The 16830-nt window shown below is 72.2% G+C and carries 11 protein-coding genes; 2 read left to right on the forward strand and 9 right to left on the reverse strand.

The features are described from left to right. Positions 1-287 precede the first annotated feature (287 nt). The 3 genes from JJJ15_RS05950 to JJJ15_RS05960 all read right to left on the reverse strand — a co-directional run bounded on the left by JJJ15_RS05950 (position 288) and on the right by JJJ15_RS05960 (position 2896). Positions 288-782: a CarD family transcriptional regulator gene (locus JJJ15_RS05950; RefSeq protein ID WP_106109883.1), complete on the reverse strand. Its 495-nt coding sequence runs from the start codon at positions 780-782 to the stop codon at positions 288-290. Between the two features lie 105 nt (positions 783-887). Beyond that, complete coding sequence (locus JJJ15_RS05955) at positions 888-1604, reverse strand: response regulator transcription factor (protein ID WP_200511772.1); 717 nt, start codon at positions 1602-1604, stop codon at positions 888-890. Then, a complete protein-coding gene (locus JJJ15_RS05960) occupies positions 1601-2896 on the reverse strand; it encodes an ATP-binding protein (protein ID WP_200511773.1) in 1296 nt (431 codons plus the stop codon). The genes JJJ15_RS05955 and JJJ15_RS05960 overlap by 4 nt, the downstream gene beginning before the upstream one ends. A gap of 398 nt (positions 2897-3294) precedes the next feature. On the opposite strand from JJJ15_RS05960, the gene phoU reads away from it, so the two are divergent. Next, positions 3295-3939 (forward strand): phosphate signaling complex protein PhoU, encoded by a 645-nt coding sequence (phoU, locus tag JJJ15_RS05965; RefSeq protein WP_106109886.1) that lies wholly within the window; start codon positions 3295-3297, stop codon positions 3937-3939. A 178-nt stretch (positions 3940-4117) separates the two neighbouring features. Here the strand turns inward: phoU and JJJ15_RS05970 are convergent, their stop codons facing one another. Continuing rightward, positions 4118-5059: a glycosyltransferase family A protein gene (locus tag JJJ15_RS05970; protein ID WP_200511775.1), complete on the reverse strand. Its 942-nt coding sequence runs from the start codon at positions 5057-5059 to the stop codon at positions 4118-4120. A 142-nt stretch (positions 5060-5201) separates the two neighbouring features. Continuing rightward, positions 5202-6176 (reverse strand): class I SAM-dependent methyltransferase, encoded by a 975-nt coding sequence (locus JJJ15_RS05975; protein ID WP_200511776.1) that lies wholly within the window; start codon positions 6174-6176, stop codon positions 5202-5204. A 263-nt stretch (positions 6177-6439) separates the two neighbouring features. Between JJJ15_RS05975 and JJJ15_RS05980 the strand changes: the two genes are divergently transcribed. After that, a complete protein-coding gene (locus JJJ15_RS05980) occupies positions 6440-7933 on the forward strand; it encodes a glutamine synthetase family protein (protein ID WP_200511777.1) in 1494 nt (497 codons plus the stop codon). 509 nt (positions 7934-8442) lie between these two features. Here the strand turns inward: JJJ15_RS05980 and JJJ15_RS05985 are convergent. The 4 genes from JJJ15_RS05985 to mfd all read right to left on the reverse strand — a co-directional run bounded on the left by JJJ15_RS05985 (position 8443) and on the right by mfd (position 16561). Beyond that, positions 8443-9516, reverse strand: coding sequence for an acyltransferase (locus JJJ15_RS05985; protein WP_200511778.1), 1074 nt, complete (start codon positions 9514-9516; stop codon positions 8443-8445). Further along, positions 9509-10477, reverse strand: a complete 969-nt coding sequence (locus JJJ15_RS05990) for a glycosyltransferase family 2 protein (RefSeq protein WP_106109890.1) — start codon at positions 10475-10477, stop codon at positions 9509-9511. The genes JJJ15_RS05985 and JJJ15_RS05990 overlap by 8 nt, the downstream gene beginning before the upstream one ends. 608 nt (positions 10478-11085) lie before the next feature. After that, on the reverse strand, positions 11086-11718 hold the full coding sequence (locus JJJ15_RS05995; protein WP_200511779.1) for an LppP/LprE family lipoprotein: 633 nt from the start codon (positions 11716-11718) through the stop codon (positions 11086-11088). 895 nt (positions 11719-12613) lie between these two features. Next, positions 12614-16561 (reverse strand): transcription-repair coupling factor, encoded by a 3948-nt coding sequence (gene mfd, locus JJJ15_RS06000; protein ID WP_200511780.1) that lies wholly within the window; start codon positions 16559-16561, stop codon positions 12614-12616. Positions 16562-16830 lie beyond the last annotated feature (269 nt).

Here is a 16830-nt window from a genome sequence, read left to right on the forward strand (position 1 = left end):
AGGGCAACCGCCCCGGAGGGCACCGCCCCTCGGGGCAGGTGGGGTCGGCGGCGTCGGGCCGTGGCGCTCCCGGGTCCGGTCACCCCTCGGCGTCCCTCAGCACCCCACCGCCGCGGCACCGGGGGAACTGCGCCTGCGGCGTCCTGGAGGCCCCGCCAGGCCACCCGCCGCGGCACCGGGGGAACTGTCAGACGCACCCGTACGCGCGGGAGGAGCGCTGGCTGGCGGCCCGGTGGCAGGCCAGCTGGCGAAGACGCACCCGTAGGTGCGGGAGGAGCGCGGACGGCTCAGGCGGCGACGCCGGAGGCCAGGACCTCGTCCAGCTTGGCCTCGGCGGCGTCCTCCTCGGTCTTCTCCGCCAGCGCCAGCTCGGAGACCAGGATCTGGCGGGCCTTGGAGAGCATGCGCTTCTCCCCCGCGGACAGGCCGCGGTCGGTGTCACGCCGGGAGAGGTCGCGGACGACCTCGGCGACCTTGTTGACGTCACCGGAGGCGATCTTCTCCTGGTTGGCCTTGAAGCGGCGGGACCAGTTGGAGGGTTCCTCGGTCAGGGGGGAGCGCAGGACGTCGAAGACCTTCTCCAGGCCCGCCTGGTCCACGACGTCGCGCACGCCTATGAGCTCGACGCTGTCAGCGGGGACGAGGATGGTGAGGTCGCCCTGGGCGACCTCCAACTGCAGGTAGGTCTTCTCCTCGCCACGGACCTTGCGCTGGCGGATGTCAATGATCCGGGCCGCGCCGTGGTGGGGGTAGACGACAGTCTCTCCGACTTTAAAGGTCATGTGTGACGTCACTCCAGACTCATAGTGATACTCCACTTTATCAGGAGAACACGTGAACTTCCTGGGGAGGTTGCTCACATAAGGCCGCCACGCCGACGAGGGTCCCTACTGACCGGCCTCCAGCTTGTAACCCACCCCCCGCACGGTGGTGAGCATCCGGGGCCGGGAGGGCTCGACCTCGATCTTGGCCCGGATCCGCTTGACGTGCACGTCGAGGGTCTTGGTGTCCCCCACGTAGTCCGCCCCCCAGATCCGCTCAATGATCCGCCCCCGGGTCAGGACGTGGTCGGGGTGGCGCAGGAAGAGCTCCAGGAGCTCGAACTCCCGCAGGGGCATGGTCACGCCCTGCCCGTCCACGGTCACCTCGTGGCGCTCCACGTCCATGCGCACCCGCCCCACGGTCAGGATCTTCTCCCGGGGCTCGGCGGGCGCGGCGGCCTCCCGGCTGCGTCGCAGGACCGCGTGGACCCGGGCAATGAGCTCACGGTAGGAGTAGGGCTTGGTCACGTAGTCGTCCGCGCCGGTCTCCAGGCCCAGGATCTTGTCGGTCTCGGAGTCCCTGGCGGTGAGCATAATGACCGGTACCCGCGAGACGGTGCGGATACGACGGCACACCTCGGTGCCGGGCACCGCCGGCAGCATGAGGTCCAGCAGGACCAGGTCGATCGCCCCGCCCCCGCCGGGGGCCGCGGCGGCCTGGAAGGCACGCAGGGCGGTCCTGCCGTCACCGGCCTCCACCACCTCGTAGCCGTCACGCCGGAGCCTGAAGGCCAGGGGGGCGCGGTAGTTCTCCTCGTCCTCCACGAGCAGGATGCGGGTCATGGGACGGTCCTCTCTCCACGGGGCTGGGAACGGAGCGTCCCCACGGTGTCGGTGGGGTCGGTCGGGGGGTTAATGGCGGCCAGCGCCGTGAAGGCACCCCCGGCGGCACGGATCTCCTCCGCGCTGGGGACCTCCTCGTCGTCCTCGGGCGCCGGGAGGAACCGCGGCAGGACGAGGGTGAAGGTGCTGCCCCGGCCGGGGGCGGACCACAGCTCCACGGTCCCTCCGTGGTCGGCGGCCACGTGCTTGACAATGCTCAGTCCCAGGCCGGTGCCCCCGGTGGCGCGCGAGCGGGCCTTGTCCACCCGGTAGAACCGCTCGAAGACCCGCTCCTGGTCCGCCTTGGCGATACCGATGCCCTGGTCCACGACGGCGATCCGCACCAGGTCCGGGTGCGCCCCGTCCACGCTGACCCCCACGCTGACGCGGGTGCGCTCCTCGGAGTAGCGGACGGCGTTGTCCAGCAGGTTGCGCACGGCGGTGGTGACCAGGGCGGCGTCGCCCCACAGGCTCAGGCCCCTGACGCCCCCGGAGACCAGGGTGATGCCGCGGGAGCGGGCCTCCACGCGCACCCGGTCCAGGGCTTCGGCCACGACGGCGTCCACGTCCACCTCCTGGGGGCTGACCAGCGCGTCACCGTCCTGGAGGCGGGAGAGCTCGATAATCTCCTGCACGAGGGTGCCCAGGCGGGAGGCCTCCTTGCGCATGCGCCCGGCGAAGTCGCGCACCAGGGCGGGGTCCTCGGCCCCCTCCTCCAGAGTCTCGGCCAGCAGGGCCATGGCGCCGACGGGGGTCTTGAGCTCGTGGGACACGTTGGCCACGAAGTCCCGGCGCATGTCCTCCAGGCGCTGGGCGGCGGTACGGTCCTCAATGAGGATGAGGACCCGGCCGCGCCCGATGGCCGCCACCCGCACCCGGAGGTGGAAGTGCCCGGCCCCGCTCACCCGGCCCCGGGCCACGACAATGGTGTCGTCCTGGATCCTGCCGGTGGCCCGCACGCGCGCCACCATGGCGGCGACCTGCGGCTCACGCAGGGTGTCGTCACGCACGATATTGAGGGTGTAGGCCGCCGCGGAGGCGCGCAGGACCTCGTCGTCGTCGTCGAGGACCACGATCGTGGACGGCAGGGCCGCCAGGACCGGTAGGACGCCGTCACCCCCGCCCAGCAGGGAGTCGTCCGAGCCGGTGGCCTGCGGGTCCACGGAGGCGGAGGCGCTAATGGCGAGCCCCACGGCCACGCCGACCGTGGCACCCAGGAGGGCGACGACGACAAGCAGCCAGGTGTGGTCCACGCACCTAGGTTAGACGACGGCGGTGGCCGGCTCCGGGGTGGGGCGGCGGTGGCCGGCTCTAGAGGGCGGCGGCTGGCTCCGGGGGCGGCGGTGGCCAGCTTCGGGGCTGGCGGCTCCGGGGTGGCCAGCTCCGCGATGGGGCTGGCGGGGACAGCTTCGGGGTGAGGCAGTTGCCTGGGGGCGGGCTACCGGGGTCAGGGACGGGACGCCGGGGCCAGGACACCGGGGCCGGACGCCAGGGCCAGCACCAGGACACCGGGGCGGGGCGGCATCGGGGCCAGCGCACCGGCAGTGGGGCACGGCGCTTGGCACCTGGCGTGGTGACAGTCCACACTGTGAGTGCCCCGTGCCCCCGGCGAGCCCGGGGGCCGCCGCCTCGCAAGGACAGGAGCCGTCTCGTGCGTGACATCTTCAACCAGGAGCTCAGGCAGCTGGGCTCCGACCTTGAGTCCATGGCCCGTCAGGTGGCCACCGCCATTGAGCGTGCCTCCGAGTCCCTGCGCAACGGCGATATTATCGTCGCCGAGCAGGTGATTGACGCCGACGAGCGCATTAACGACCTTCAACGTGATATTGACGACCTGTGCGTCATGCTCCTGGCCCGTCAGCAGCCGGTGGCCGGCGACCTGCGCGCGGTCATCTCCGCCCTGCGCATGGCCCAGACCCTGGAGCGCCAGGGCGACCTGGCCCGCCACGTGGCCTCGATCGCACGCGGCCGCTACCCCGAGCCGCCGGTGCCCGAGCCGGTCATGGGCCTGATCCTGCAGATGGCCGACGCCGCCGTGCGAGCCGGCCAGAACACCTCCCGTCTGGTGGCCACCCGCGACCTGGAGCTCGCCGCCCTCATTGAGGCCCAGGACGCCGAGCTCGACGCCCTCCACCGCCGCTCCTTCACCATGATCCTGGACCCGGCCAACGACCTCACCCGCCAGCAGGTGGTCGACGCCGTCCTCATGGGCCGTTTCCTGGAGCGGTTCGGGGACCACTCCACGTCGGTGGCACGCCGGGTCTCCTACCTGGTCCTAGGCAGCCTGAGCTACTGAGCCTCCCATCCTAGACGTACCTTAGACACCGGGGACGTACTTTAAGTGCAGAGGACAGCACCCTAGGGTACGTCGGCGGTGTCTAGGGTACGTCGGCGTCATCTAAGGTACGTACCCGATACCTAAGGCACGTCGACGGCAGGGCGTGCCAGTGGCGGAGGCCCGGTGACCGCCGGGCTCATTCCTCCGACAGGCCCTCGCCGGTGCGGCGCCGCGGGGTCCGGTGCAGGACCTGGTACCTGAGGTAGCCGTCGGCCAGGCCCGCGTCCCGGGCCAGGCGCATGCGCCACTCCCGCCAGGCGAGCCGGTCGCGCCTGGCCAGGGGCCTGACCACGGCCAGGCAGGTCTTGAGGAGCACCAGGACCGGCGGGCCCTGCACAATGGAGGCCCGCCCCCACCGGCCGCTGCGGGTCAGGAGCAGGGCGGTGGAGCGTGCCCGGCGTCGGAAGAGGGCGTAGCTGCGGTCCCCCGCTGGCTGGATCCGGTAGGCCAGCATGGTGCTGGGCAGCACCGGCGGCAGGTGCCCCGCGTCGGTGCAGCGTATCCCGAGGTCGTTGTCCTCCGCCCCCGGCTCCGCGGAGGGGTCAAAGCCCCCGACCTTGAGGAACAGGTCCCGGCGGATCCCGAAGCAGCCTCCCGGCAGGACCGGCCAGTCCTGGTCCTGCCGCTCCTCCTGGGGGGAGCAGTAGTCGTGCTCCTCGAGCTGGTCGGTGACGGCGTCGTAGCCCTGCCTGAAGACCTTCTCCTCCACGCCGATAAAGGCGGTGACGTACACCGGGACCTCCTCCAGGGCCCGCTGGCCGTGGGCCACGAAGTGGGGGGCCACCAGGTCGTCACCGTCGCAGAAGAGCAGCTTGGCCCCCCGGCAGAGCGCCACGCCGCGGTTACGGGCGTAGGCGGCACCCGGCCTGTCGGCGGCGTCCACCACCCGCAGGTCCAGGCGGTCCGCCCAGGAGCGGGCCACGGCCACGGTGTCGTCGGTGGAGCCGTTGTCCACCACCACGACCTCAAAGGGCTCGGCATCCTGCTGGCGCCAGAGGGCCTCCAGCTGGAGACCGAGGGTCCGCCCGGCGTCGTGGCAGGGGATAATGACCGACGTCGTCACCTGGGTCCCGGACACGTCTCCACCCTCTCGTCGCAGCAGCACGCGGGCACACACTACCGCAGGCAGGGGGTGGCGGCAGCCAGGCGCGGGCCGGGCACGAGATCGTCGCCTCCCTGGCCCGGCGCAGTGGCAGCGCGACAGGCGCGGGCCGGGCATCTCAGCGCGCATAGGCGCGGGTGCGCGACGGTGGCGGCAGCCAGGCGTGGGCCGGGTACGACCGCCCGCAGGCCGGGCCCACCAGCGGGGCCGCCGCCGTGGACCCGGGCAGGGCCTCTCCCACGGTGAAGCAGGTGATCGCACCTGTCACCAACGCATCAGCGAAGGGGACCGCCTCAGGGTCCAGGACGTGCACGGAGTAGGCAGCAAAAGGACCCAGGAGGAGCTCACGGAGCATACGTCCGTACTGAACGTCCAGCCACTCGCTGCTGGTGACAAAGACTCCGAAGTCCCCCGGACGCGCCAGCCGGGCGGTGGCGAGGAAGAAGTGGATGTGCAGCCCGGCCAGGGCGCTGGGGTGCAGCCCCTGGGCCCTGGCGGTCTCGGTCAGCCACGCCTTCCACCGCGGTGCGATGCCGTGGTGGCGGACGAACGGGGGGTTGCCGATGAAGAGCGTGGGGCCATCGACCGCGTCGAGCCTGAGCTCGCGGTAGTCGCCCAGTACCACCTCGACACGCTCGGACAGGCCCATGACGTGGGTGCCGGCCCGAGTCATGAGCGTGGCCAACGGGTCAACGTCGCAGGCGACGACGTCCGCCCCGGGGAACACCGTCGCCGCCGCAAGCGTGAACCTCCCCGAGCCGCAGCCGGGATCCACGACGCGCACCGGCCTGCCGTGGTCAGCCGCCCACGCCGTCATCGCCTCAATAATCGACGCCGGCGTGTAGGTCTGCCCGAGCGCCCGCCTGCCCTCGGGGGGCACCGCCTCACGGTAGGCGTCACCGAGCGGGTCGCCACCAGCCAGTATCAGGTCCCGGGTCGCGGCCACCACGTCCTCGGTCGGGCACGTGCCCGCCGCGGCCAGGTCCTGCTCCTCGGCGCTGAGGCCGTCAGCGTCCTCGGCCCCGTCCAGGAGCCCCAGGCAGAGCGCGGCAAGGTCCGCACGCCGGGAGCCGGTAGCGTCAGGTCGGGTCACCGGGCCTCCCTCAAGCCGCACAGGCGACGTAGCAGTTCGCGGTACGGGCCCGGATCCCAACCCGGACAGGTCCGCCGCGCCCTGGTCCCGAACTATACAGCCCGTGCCAGGGCCCTCCGCCCGGCCTGGACCTGGCAGGGCGTTACTGACAGAATCAGGGGCCGTGCCGCCGCAGGCTCGGCCGTGGCCGACGGCGGCCTGCCCGCCTGGCCACCGGCGCCAGGCACAGCCCCCTGATCTCAGCCCAATGAGGAGTTCCCACCTTGCTCGTCACCGACTCCCTCGCCCTCAGCCCCAACCCGCTGGTCCAGGCCCTGGGCAAGCCCGCTGACGAGTTCACCCGCGCGGACATCATCCGCTTCGTCACCGAGCAGAGCATCCCCATGCTCAACCTGCGCTACGTGGGCGGAGACGGGCGGCTCAAGGAGCTGAACTTCGCCATCCAGTCCGCCGCCCACCTGGACCGGATCCTGACCATGGGCGAGCGGGTGGACGGCTCCTCCCTGTTCGACGTCGTGGACGCCACCAGCTCGGACCTGTACGTGGTCCCCCGGCTACGCACCGCCTACCTCAACCCCTTCACCGCCCTGCCCACCCTGGACATCCTGTGCGGCTTCTACGACGTCGAGGGCAACCCCCTGGCCAGCGCCCCCCAGCAGATCCTGCGCAAGGCCCAGGAGGCCCTGGAGGCCGAGACCGGGTGCCGCCTGGAGGCCCTGGGCGAGCTGGAGTACTACCTGTTCTCCCCGGCCGACGACCTCTTCCCCGTGGAGGAGCAGCGCGGCTACCACGAGGCCGCCCCGTTCTCCAAGTGGTCACAGGTGCGCACCGAGGCCCTGCACCACCTGGTGTCCATGGGCTGCTCGGTCAAGTACGCCCACGCCGAGGTCGGCAACTTCGTCACCGACGGCCGCCAGGTGATCCAGCAGGAGATCGAGTTCCTGCCCACCGACGTCACCTGGGCAGCCGACCAGATGGTCCTGGCCAAGTGGGTAGTGCGTGAGGTAGCCCACTCCCACGGTATCGAGGTGTCCTTCTCCCCCAAGATCGCCGTCGGCCAGGCCGGATCCGGCACGCACTTCCACACCCGCCTCATGAGGGACGGCGTCAACCAGTTCTCCCAGGGGGCGGGACTGACCGACACCGCCCGCCGGGTCATCGGCGGCTACCTCTCCCACGCCGCCTCCCTGACCGCCTTCGGCAACACCGTGCCCGTCTCCTTCCTGCGGCTGGTCCCCCACCAGGAGGCGCCGACGTCGATCTGCTGGGGGGACCGCAACCGCTCGGTCCTGGTGCGGGTGCCGCTGGGCTGGCAGAACCTCGACGACCGCATGTTCCGTGACGCCAACCCCGTCGAGGGGCCCGTGGGCGGGCTGCCGGGCGACTCCCAGACCGTGGAGCTGCGTTCGCCGGACGGCAGCGCCGCCGTCCACCTGCTGCTGGCGGGGATGACCGTGGCCGCGCGCATCGGCCTGAGCGACCCGACCATGCTGGAGTACGCCAACGAGCGCTACGTCAGCGGGGACGCCTCCGCGCTGACCGGCCTGGACCAGCTGCCCACCTCCTGCGCCCAGGCCGCCGGGCGGCTGCTCGCCCAGCGTGGGGACTACGAGGCTCTGGGGGTGTTCCCGCCCAGCCTCATTGACTCCTGGGCCGCCCGGCTTCTCGCCCTGGGGGACGAGGACCTGCGTGAGGAGATCGCCGACACCCGCGTCCAGGTCGAGGACCTGGTGGCCCGCTACCTCCACGTCGGCTGAACCGGTCGGGGCGACGGCGGCCGGGGCGGGGGCGATCGGGGCGACGGCGGTCGTGCGGGCCCGGGCGTACCCGTGCGGGCCCGGGTGTACCCGCCAGGGGCCGCGGTCTGTGGGTCTGGCACAAGCTGCGCAAGCCGCCGGGCGTACCCGCCAGGGGCCGCGGGCCCACGGTTTCCGGGCAGGTTCGGCGGTGACGCGGACGTACCTGGCGCCCAGGGGCCGCGGGCCCGCCGCAGGAACCCCGGACGTACCTGGTGCCCGGGGCCGCGGGCCCGCCGCACCCAGCCCCGTGACCACCTCCCGTTCCCACGACGGGGACAGCATGCGGCCACTCTCACCCGGGCGCCGTCGAGGTCGCTCCTGTTCCCACGACGGGGACAGCACGGGTGCCCAGAAGCATGTCACCCCGTTCTCGCGAGCAATAAGTACCGTTCTCGGCACAAACAAGTACCGTTCTCACGACGAATAAGTACCGTTCTCGCGAAAGAGGGCGGCGGGGCGGTGGGCGGCTAACGCGACCAGCGGGAACGGATCCACCGCTGCGCCGGGCGCTCGACGGCGTAGTGCAGGGCCTCGGCAGCCAGGAGGCATGCCGCGAGCAGCCCCAGGGCCAGCGCCACGCGGCCGACCCCGCCCGACGGTGCGGGCAGGTGGGGGACGACGTTGACGAGCAGGAGCTCGTGCACCAGGTAGAAGCAGAAGGAGACAATCCCCAGGTGCTCCATGAGACTGGTACCGAGAACCCCCTTGCGCCCGTAGACGTCGGCCAGGGCGGCGGCCACGATCAGGAGGGCGAAGGCCGGGGTCATGAGGACACCGGCGAGGACCTGGGAGTGCACCGTCTTCAGCACAACACCGTAGGACCCCACGACGGCGAGCACGCCGACCCACACCGGGGGTGCCCACCGGGCCCGGCCCCTGCGGACCAGCTCGGCCATGAGGATGCCGACGGCGAACTCCCCCGAGCGCACCAGCGGGAGGGTGTAGGCCCATATGTCCGCCTCGTAGCTGACCCCGGAGATCGCCAGGCCGGACAGCGCCGCCACCGCCCACCATGTCAGGAGGAGCGCAGCGGCCCCGCCGTCCGAGCGGCGTCGCACCGCGGTGATCACCCAGGGCGCGAGCAGGTAGAAGAAGGCCTCACAGGACAGCGACCAGCTCACGGCGTTGAGGGCGAAGGCGATCCGGTCGGAGGGGAACCACGACTGCACCAGGGCGATGCTCGCCAGGTCCCCCAGGAGCGGCCTGCCCACCGTCACCAGGGGCACCACGAGCGCGACCAGGGACATGACCAGGTGGGAGGGGTACACGCGCGCGACACGGTTGACCCAGAACCGGCGCGGCTCCACGCGGTCCCCGCGGGAGGACCAGGTGAGCACGAACCCGGACAGGACGAAGAAGAAGGCGACCCCGACGTAACCGACCCGTGAGGTCTGGCCCCCGAGCGCCCACGGCCCCAGCCGGGGCAGGTGGTAGGCGAACACCAGGAGCGCCGCGAAGGCCCGCATCCCGGTGAGCCGGGGGAGGTTCCCGGCGGGCGGGGTGAGGTGGCGCCCCGCCCGCCGGGCCACGGCCTCAGGCATCCGCCGCCCTCTGGGCGCGGGCGACGACCCCGTCGGGGTCCCAGGTCCGCCACGTCAACGGGTGCAGCCTGACCATGGGGCCGGTCGCCTCGAAGCGGATCCGCTCATCGGGGCGCCCGTGGGAGATATTCTCCCAGACCTCCTGGATCTCCTCGTCCCCCAGCCGGCTGCCGCTGGCCCAGTGGGGCGAGAACCAGGACAGGTCCTCGCCGGTGCGGCTGGCCGCGGCGTTCCCCTGCCTGACCTTGCGGGCGATCTGCACGGGGCTGCGGTACTGGGCGTGGGCGATGTGAAGGCCCTTGGCGTTGGCCCCCACCCGGCTCGCCCCGTGGTTGCCGGTGATGATCTCGAGCAGGGGGTGGGCGCGCACGGCCACCTTCCCGGGGAACGCGGGGTGGGTGTCCATAATGAACTCGGCGGCCGCGAGGTCGTCGGGGGCGGGGGTGGTGGGGACCATGTGGCAGAACTCGGCGTGGACGATCCCGGTCCCGGCGTCGAGCGTGCCCAGGTACTCGGCTATGCTCATTCCCTCGGCGAACCAGAACTCGTCGGCGTCGAAGGGGACGACCCAGTCCGCCCCACCGCGCCACGCCTGGTGCGCCAGCCAGGTCATCTTCTCGGACTGGTAGTAGGTGGGCTCGTGGTCGGTCACCACGGCGACGCGCCTGGTGGTGCGCGCCAGCGACCTCAGCAGCTCCCGGGTGCCGTCCACGGAGCAGTTGTCAGCCACCAGGATGCGTGAGACGCCCTGGTCCAGGAGGTGACGCACCGTCAGCCCGACGACGTCCACCTCGTCGCGCACGATCGACACGCCCCACACCTCACCGCTGTGGCGACGGCGGCGTCGAATGTGCGGGGAATCCATATGGCGTATGACCTGGACCTGCTTCTTCCAGCGGGAGGGGTGGCGGTACTGCCGGGCGAACCAGGAGAGCTGCCCCAGCTCTGCGCGAAGGTCCATTCGTCTGCCTCATTTCCTTGCATTAGGGAGCCTGGTCAGGCTACCAAGCAGGGCCTGGTGTCGAGATGGGCCCAGGTGTGACACCTGTCTACCTCCATACTCGCTGCTGTCTCTCCCCCCTCCCCCGACGGCGGCGTGGTGGGCGGCCCCCGGACCAGCCCCGGCACGGGTGCGGTCCCTCCCCCGACGGCGGCGGTGGGGTAGGGCGGTGGGCCGGGCTGTGGGGCTGGCTGCTTGTGGGCCCACGTGCCCTCAGGTGAACGCGCTCTTGGTTGGGTGAACGCGCTCTGGGCCGGGTGAGCGTGCTCTTTGTGCAGGTGAACGTGCTCCGGGTCGGGTGAGCGTGCCCAGAGGCTGGTGAACGCGCTCTTGGTTGGGTCAACGCCGTTCTAGCTGGCGTTTACCAGGACGGAAGCGCGTCCATACACGTGAGACGGCGTCTACCTGCCCCAGAGCGCGTTCACCTCAACCCAGTCCGACGCGCGGGCACCCCCCGGATGCCCTGGGGCCGTGTGGGAGCGGGCCCGCACCTGGGCCCGGAACCCCTGCACACAGGGCAGCCCTACTGCCACCGGGGAATAGCGGGCAGGCGCCCCCACGCGCCGCCGTCAGTCGTTCATGGGCGGCCACTCGCCGGAGTGCACCACCGAGGAGGAGGCCTCGTCCCACGTGAAGATTGAGACTGAGCGTCCCGAGGCCATCGCGTTGGCCTCGTTCTCGCGCGGCCACGTGTAGGTGACCTGAATTACCCCGTCACCAAGGCGCACCACCTTCGGGTAGAACCCGATCATCCGGTCGCTGGTGACGCCAATGTACTCACCGTTGTGGAAGAGCATAATCTGGCAGGGTGAGGAGACCGTGCCCATCTCGATCGACAGGACGATCCAGGACAGGGCGGCGCAGGGGTCGTAGGTGGAGGTGTCCGTGTACGTGGTGTCCCAGGCCCAGCCTCTGAAGGTCCGTACCCGGGACACCCAGGTGCTCAGGGCCTCGGCCCCTGACTTGTCAGAGCACGTCGACGTCGGGCTCGGCTTCGGGCTCAGCGGGACCCCAGTGACCTGCGTCGTCGCCTCCTCGCTGGGACCTGGCAGGGCCTGGGCGCTGGTGGACTGGGCCGTGGGTCCGTCCGCCTCGGTCGGCTCGGAGCGGGGCGAGTCCTGGCACCCGGTCAGCAGGACCGGCAGGGTCAGGAGGGCGCAGGCGGCGAGGACTGGTGTTCGGCGTGAAGCGGGATGCGGCATTGAGCGTCCTTAACTAGGTGTGCTTCTCTGGGTGGTTGTGGGCGGTTGGGTTGAGGAGGGCTCGGCGGGATGTGGGTTGGCGTGCCTGCGTCGCCTTCCCAAAGACCTTCGTGACCCACGCTAACGCACTGCTGGCCCCTGGGGGACGACGCCGCCTGGCCGCCTGCGTCGTCGACGGGGGCTGACTGCTGTTGTGGGGCCACACGCCCTCAGGTGAATGCACTCTTGTGTGGGTGAACGTGCTCTGGGCCGGGTGAGCGTGCCCCGAGGCTGGTGAACGTGCTCTTGGTTGGGTGAACGCCGTTCTGACTAGCGTTCACCTGGACAAAAGCGCGTTCATACCCGTGAGATGGCGTCTACCTGCCCCAGAGCGCGTTCACCTCAACCCAGCTCGACGCTCCCGCACGCCCCCTGGGTTGCCCTGGGGCCGTGTGGGAGCGGGCCCGCACCTGGGCCCTGGCGGTGGCAGGCCCCCCTGGGTGCCCTGGAGCTGTCCGCCGGAGCCTCCAGGCCAGTCCGGCGCGCGGGTGCACCCGCAAGAGCAGACGGAGCCCGGCGCCTCCCGGGGCGAGCCGCCGCGAGCGCCTGACCGGAGGTGGCGGCGGCCCAGGCCCCGGCGTCCCCCGGGACGAGCCCGCCCCCACCACCGCCACCACACGGATAGCACGCCCAGGGACGAGCACACCGAGAAGGCCACCCGGTACCCGGCGCACCCGCCCCGACCCGCACCCACCAACCAGCCCAGACAGGACCACTGCAGGCACCCCCGTTCTCGCGACGAACAAGTACCGTTCTCACGACAAACAAGTACCGTTCTCACGAGCAATAAGTACCGTTCTCGCGAGCAGGGAGACGGGCAGGGCGGGGCCAGCTCGGCGGCATCGGTACCCGGGCCTCACCGACGGCGTCGGTACCTGGTGGCCTCGGCCTCATAGTCCTTGTCGCCGACCACTACGGCCCGCAGGAGCACCTCCGCCCAGCGCAGCAGCTCCTCGCCCTCGACCGCGCCCCCGCCCATGCGGGCGCTGCCCGGGGCGGGGACCACGATGGTGCGGGTGGCGGGCTTGAGGACGGTCCCCGGGTACAGGCGCGTCAGCCGCATGCGCCCGGACTCAGGCGGGTCCACCGGCGCGAAGCGCACCGACCTGCCCTGGGCCACGATCTCGCGCACCCCCAGGGAGGCGGCCAGGGCGCGCAGCCGGGCCAGGTCCGCCAGGCGTGCGGTGGCCGGCGGCACCGGCCCGTAGCGGTCGGCCAGCTCCTCCAGGACGTCGCGCACATCCGTCTCGCTGCGGGCGGCGGCGAACTTGGTGTAGGCCTCCAGGCGCAGGCGCTCGTGAGGGATGTAGTCCTCGGGGACGGTGGCGTCCACCGGCAGCTCCACGCGCAGGTCCTCGTCGACCCCCGCCTCGGCGTCGGCGTCGGCACCGACCTTGAGGGCCTTCTTGTAGGCGGCCACGGCCTCGGTGACCATGCGCACGTACAGGTCGAACCCCACTCCGGCGATGTGCCCGGACTGCTCCCCTCCCAGCAGGTTGCCGGCCCCCCGGATCTCCAGGTCCTTCATGGCCACCTGCATGCCCGCCCCCAGGTCGGTGTTGGTGGCGATCGTGCGCAGGCGCTCCAGGGCGGTCTCGGTCAGGGGCCGCTCACCCGGATAGAGGAAGTAGGCGTAGGCGCGCTCCCGGCCCCGCCCCACGCGCCCGCGCAGCTGGTGGAGCTGGCTCAGGCCCATACGGTCGGCACGGTCCACAATGAGGGTGTTGGCGTTGGACACGTCCAGGCCGGTCTCGACGATGGTGGTGCACACCAGCACGTCGATCTCCTTGTGCCAGAAGTCGTCAATGACCCGCTCCAGGCGGGCCTCGCCCATCTGCCCGTGGGCGGTGGCCACCCGGGCCTCGGGCACCATCTCGGCCAGGCGGGAGGCGACGGCGTCAATGTCCTCCACCCGGTTGTGGACGTAGAAGACCTGGCCGTCCCTCAGCAGCTCACGACGGACGGCGGCTGAGACCTGCCTGGCCTCGTAGGCGCCCACGTAGGTCAGGATGGGGTGGCGGTCCTCGGGCGGGGTGGCCAGGGTGGACATCTCCCGCAGGCCGGTGACCGCCATCTCCAGGGTGCGCGGGATGGGGGTGGCGGACATGGACAGCACGTCCACGTCGGTGCGCAGCGCCTTGAGGGTCTCCTTGTGCTCCACCCCGAAGCGCTGCTCCTCGTCAATGACCACCAGCCCCAGGTCCTTGAAGCGCACCCGCCCGGTGATGAGGCGGTGGGTGCCCACCACCACGTCGATGCTGCCGTCGGCCAGCCCGGCCAGGACCTGGGCGGACTCGGCGTCGGACTGGAAGCGGGAGAGCTGGGCCACGCGCACGGGGAAGCCCGCGTAGCGCTCGGTAAAGGTCTCGGCGTGCTGGCTCACCAGGAGGGTGGTGGGCGCCAGGACGGCCACCTGCTTGCCGTCGGCCACGGCCTTGAACGCGGCACGCACGGCGATCTCGGTCTTGCCGTAGCCGACGTCGCCGCACACCAGGCGGTCCATAGGCTGGGGCCTCTCCATGTCAGCCTTGACCTCGTCAATGGTGGCCAGCTGGTCGGGGGTCTCAGTGTAGGGGAAGGCCTCCTCCAGCTCCGCCTGCCAGGGGGTGTCGGGGCCGAATGCGTGCCCGGTGGTGGCGGACCGGGCGGCGTAGAGGCGCACCAGCTCGCCGGCGATCTCGCGCACGGCCTTGCGGGCCCTGGACTTGGTGCGCGCCCAGTCGGCGCCGCCCATCTTGCTCAGGGCCGGGGCGTCCCCACCGACGTACTTGGTCACCTGGTCCAGGGCGTCGGTGGGCACCAGGAGGCGGTCGCCGGGCTGGCCGCGGCGGGAGGGGGCGTACTCAATGACCAGGTACTCCCGGGTGGCGGCGGAGCGGGGGCCGCCCACGGCGCGCCGGCTGAGCTCGACGAAGCGGCCGATGCCGTGCTGGGCGTGGACCACCAGGTCGCCGGCGTGCAGCGACAGGGGGTCCACGCTCCTGCGGGAGCGGCGGGCGGGAAGGGTCTTGGCCCCGCGCGGGCCAGCCGGGGACCGCCCGGTGAGGTCGGACTCGGCGACCAGGGCCAGGCGCAGGCCGGGGGCCAGGAAGCCGTGCCCGGTAGCGGCCTGGGTGACGCGCACGACGCCGTCGCCCCGGGCGGGTCCAGCAGCAGGCGGGGCGGCCAGGTCGGTGGGCTCGGGGGTGACGGGGTCGGCGCCGGATCCACCCGAGGCGGAGTCACCCCCTGGGGCGGGGCGGTAGCCCAGGTCGGCGGGCTCGTCGAGGTGGGTGACCATGCGGGCGGGGACGTCGGCGTCGACCAGGAGCTGGGCCATGCGCCGGCCGGGGCCGGGCCCGTCGGTGGCCACGACGACCGCCCAGCCGTCACGGGCCATGGCCCCCAGGTCGGACACGGCCTCCTGGAGCTGGCCCCGGTAGGTGCGGGGCTCTCTCAGGGGCAGCGTGACGGTCCGCTCGGAGGGGGGCAGGGAGGTCAGCGACCACCAGCCGAGGTTGCGCGACAGGGCCAGGGCGCGGGCCTCGCCCAGGGGCGCGAAGGCGGCGGCGGACAGGTCCACCGGGACGGTGCCCCCGGACGCGGCCGAGGTCCAGGCGGCGGCCAGGAACTCGCTGGTGGTGGCCACCAGGTCCTCGGCACGACGGCGCACCCTCTCGGGCTCCAGGACCACGGTCAGGCGGTCGCCCACGAGGTCCAGCAGGGGCACCATGCGCTCAGCGAGCACCGGGGCCAGGGACTCCATGCCCTCCACCGGGACGCCGTCGGCGATCTTGGCCAGCATGTCGGCGGCGCCGGGGATGGCGGCGGCGGCCCGGGCGGCCCGGGAGCGGACGGCGTCGGTGAGCAGGATCTCGCGGCAGGCGGTGGCGGTGACGGAGGTGAGCTCGGTGATCGTGCGCTGGTCGGACACGGAGAAGGAGGACACCGACTCGATCTCGTCGCCGAAGAGGTCCACGCGCACCGGACGCGGCTCGGTAGGCGGGAAAAGGTCCAGAATGCCGCCGCGTACCGCGAACTCGCCGCGCCTCTCCACCATGTCCACGCGCGTGTAGGCGGCCGCGCCCAGGCGGGCGGCCACCTGGTCCAGATCCAGGCGCTGACCGCGGACCAGGTGGAGGGGCTCGAGCTCACCGAGCCCGGCGATGACGGGGGCCAGCAGGGCGCGCACCGGCACCACCAGGACTCGCACGGGGCCCGCGCAGCGCTCGTCGTGCGGGTGGGCCAGGCGGCGCAGGACGGCCAGGCGGGCGGCCACCGTGTCGGCGCGCGGGGAGAGGCGCTCGTGGGGCAGGGTCTCCCAGGCGGGGAAGACGGCGACCTCGGCGTCAGGCAGGTAGCAGGTCAGGGCGGCGGCGGTCTCCTCGGCCTGGCGCCCGGTGGCGGTGACCACCAGCAGGGGGGTGCCCGTGGTGGTGGGGGTACGCCGCTCCCCCGGGGTCGTGGCCTGGGAAGGGGCGGAGGACGTGAGGGTGGGTGCGGCCGCCTGGGCCGCGGCGGGTGCGGCCGCCGGGGTCGTGAGGGGGGCCGCGGTAGATGCGGCGGGGGCGGGGGCTGTGGGCGCGGGAGCAGGGGCGGGCGCCGAGGCTGTGGAGGCGGGTGCGGCGGGCGCGGGCGGGATGGTGGCACCGGTGGCGCGGGCGACGCCGTCGGCTCCCAGCGTCAGGGCCGCCAGGACGGCGGGACGCGCACCTGGGGCGACGACGACGGTGCGGTCGGTGCGGGTCCGGCTGCTGGCCGCGGCGACGAGGTCGGCAGTCGTCGGGTCGGTGAGCAGCGGGGGCAGGAGGGCGGTCAGGCGCACGGCGAGCAGTCTAGAGGGAGGGGCCCGGCTCCAGGATCCCGGACCGGGCGGGGCCGACGGTGGTCCAGGAGGTCGGGAACGAGGAGGCCCAGAATCCCGGATCCGGCGGAGGCCGACGTCGGGACGGTTTTAGGCCGGGCTCGGTACGGCCCACAGGCTCTCGGTACGACCCATGGACTCACCAGATTGCACGGCTTCTTGCGAACTGCACGAGCTCTTGCGCGATCCCTTGAGGCCCGCGGAATCATGCGGATTTCCCGGGGTCGCCC

It is taken from the genome of Actinomyces sp. HMT897, assembly GCF_016626125.1.
Classification (GTDB): domain Bacteria; phylum Actinomycetota; class Actinomycetes; order Actinomycetales; family Actinomycetaceae; genus Actinomyces.